We start from the raw sequence: 2,500 nt of genomic DNA, 5'->3' as shown, positions 1-2,500 counted from the left end.
CTGGGAGGACCATCTCCCAAGGCTAAATACTCCCTAGTGATCGATAGTGAACCAGTACCGTGAGGGAAAGGTGAAAAGCACCCCGGAAGGGGAGTGAAAGAGATCCTGAAACCGTGTGCCTACAAATAGTCAGAGCCCGTTAATGGGTGATGGCGTGCCTTTTGTAGAATGAACCGGCGAGTTACGATCCCGTGCAAGGTTAAGTTGAAGAGACGGAGCCGCAGCGAAAGCGAGTCTGAATAGGGCGTTTAGTACGTGGTCGTAGACCCGAAACCAGGTGATCTACCCATGTCCAGGGTGAAGTTCAGGTAACACTGAATGGAGGCCCGAACCCACGCACGTTGAAAAGTGCGGGGATGAGGTGTGGGTAGCGGAGAAATTCCAATCGAACCTGGAGATAGCTGGTTCTCCCCGAAATAGCTTTAGGGCTAGCCTTAAGTGTAAGAGTCTTGGAGGTAGAGCACTGATTGAACTAGGGGTCCTCATCGGATTACCGAATTCAGTCAAACTCCGAATGCCAATGACTTATCCTTAGGAGTCAGACTGCGAGTGATAAGATCCGTAGTCAAGAGGGAAACAGCCCAGATCGCCAGCTAAGGTCCCAAAGTGTGTATTAAGTGGAAAAGGATGTGGAGTTGCTTAGACAACTAGGATGTTGGCTTAGAAGCAGCCACCATTTAAAGAGTGCGTAATAGCTCACTAGTCGAGTGACTCTGCGCCGAAAATGTACCGGGGCTAAATACACCACCGAAGCTGCGAATTGATACCAATGGTATCAGTGGTAGGGGAGCGTTCTAAGTGCAGTGAAGTCAGACCGGAAGGACTGGTGGAGCGCTTAGAAGTGAGAATGCCGGTATGAGTAGCGAAAGACGGGTGAGAATCCCGTCCACCGAATGCCTAAGGTTTCCTGAGGAAGGCTCGTCCGCTCAGGGTTAGTCAGGACCTAAGCCGAGGCCGACAGGCGTAGGCGATGGACAACAGGTTGATATTCCTGTACCACCTCTTTATCGTTTGAGCAATGGAGGGACGCAGAAGGATAGAAGAAGCGTGCGATTGGTTGTGCACGTCCAAGCAGTTAGGCTGATAAGTAGGCAAATCCGCTTATCGTGAAGGCTGAGCTGTGATGGGGAAGCTCCTTATGGAGCGAAGTCTTTGATTCCCCGCTGCCAAGAAAAGCTTCTAGCGAGATAAAAGGTGCCTGTACCGCAAACCGACACAGGTAGGCGAGGAGAGAATCCTAAGGTGTGCGAGAGAACTCTGGTTAAGGAACTCGGCAAAATGACCCCGTAACTTCGGGAGAAGGGGTGCTTTCTTAACGGAAAGCCGCAGTGAATAGGCCCAAGCGACTGTTTAGCAAAAACACAGGTCTCTGCGAAGCCGTAAGGCGAAGTATAGGGGCTGACACCTGCCCGGTGCTGGAAGGTTAAGGAGAGGGGTTAGCGTAAGCGAAGCTCTGAACTGAAGCCCCAGTAAACGGCGGCCGTAACTATAACGGTCCTAAGGTAGCGAAATTCCTTGTCGGGTAAGTTCCGACCCGCACGAAAGGTGTAACGATTTGGGCACTGTCTCAACCAGAGACTCGGTGAAATTATAGTACCTGTGAAGATGCAGGTTACCCGCGACAGGACGGAAAGACCCCGTGGAGCTTTACTGTAGCCTGATATTGAATTTTGGTACAGTTTGTACAGGATAGGCGGGAGCCATTGAAACCGGAGCGCTAGCTTCGGTGGAGGCGCTGGTGGGATACCGCCCTGACTGTATTGAAATTCTAACCTACGGGTCTTATCGACCCGGGAGACAGTGTCAGGTGGGCAGTTTGACTGGGGCGGTCGCCTCCTAAAGTGTAACGGAGGCGCCCAAAGGTTCCCTCAGAATGGTTGGAAATCATTCGTAGAGTGCAAAGGCATAAGGGAGCTTGACTGCGAGACCTACAAGTCGAGCAGGGACGAAAGTCGGGCTTAGTGATCCGGTGGTTCCGCATGGAAGGGCCATCGCTCAACGGATAAAAGCTACCCCGGGGATAACAGGCTTATCTCCCCCAAGAGTCCACATCGACGGGGAGGTTTGGCACCTCGATGTCGGCTCATCGCATCCTGGGGCTGTAGTCGGTCCCAAGGGTTGGGCTGTTCGCCCATTAAAGCGGTACGCGAGCTGGGTTCAGAACGTCGTGAGACAGTTCGGTCCCTATCCGTCGTGGGCGTAGGAAATTTGAGAGGAGCTGTCCTTAGTACGAGAGGACCGGGATGGACGCACCGCTGGTGTACCAGTTGTTCTGCCAAGGGCATAGCTGGGTAGCTATGTGCGGAAGGGATAAGTGCTGAAAGCATCTAAGCATGAAGCCCCCCTCAAGATGAGATTTCCCATAGCGTAAGCTAGTAAGATCCCTGAAAGATGATCAGGTTGATAGGTTCGAGGTGGAAGCATGGTGACATGTGGAGCTGACGAATACTAATAGATCGAGGACTTAACCATATAATATGAAGCAATGTTATCTAGTTTT

Annotated in this window: 1 rRNA gene (cut by a window edge); it reads left to right on the top strand. The window is 51.9% G+C overall.

Going from position 1 to position 2,500, the window contains the following annotated elements:
• Positions 1-2,472 (top strand): 23S ribosomal RNA (locus ACP6L7_RS28000) (it extends 450 nt beyond the left edge of the window).
• The last annotated feature ends 28 nt before the right edge of the window (positions 2,473-2,500 follow it).

Origin of the sequence: Bacillus silvicola (genome assembly GCF_050524305.1) — a bacterium.
Taxonomy (GTDB): Bacteria; Bacillota; Bacilli; order Bacillales; family Bacillaceae_G; genus Bacillus_A; species Bacillus_A cereus_AT.
This window is presented reverse-complemented; position numbering and strand designations above follow the sequence as displayed.